The following is a 241-nucleotide window of genomic DNA, read 5'->3' on the forward strand; positions in this document are numbered from 1 at the left end:
GCATGGTATCACTGGTACTTTATGTTATGGCAATGGTCATTTTTTACAATGTATCGAAGGCAAGAAATCTGAGGTATTCGACCTGCAAAAACGCATTTTTGCGGATAGCCGTCACAAGAATATTGAAGTATTGCTATTGCGAGTCATCAATCAGCGCAGCTTTGTCGATTGGCGCATGCGCTTGTTGTTTTTGGAGCGTTGGTTATGGTCACCAGCGACCAAGAAACAAGCCGCGCAGTTG

Annotated in this window: 1 protein-coding gene; it reads left to right on the plus strand. The window is 44.4% G+C overall.

The features are described 5' to 3' along the window. Positions 1–241 (plus strand): BLUF domain-containing protein (locus AAEY72_RS16130; protein ID WP_352311685.1); only part of this gene is annotated, 241 nt, incomplete at both ends.

Origin of the sequence: Psychrobacter sp. W2-37-MNA-CIBAN-0211 (genome assembly GCF_040309405.1) — a bacterium.
GTDB classification, from domain to species: domain Bacteria; phylum Pseudomonadota; class Gammaproteobacteria; order Pseudomonadales; family Moraxellaceae; genus Psychrobacter; species Psychrobacter glaciei.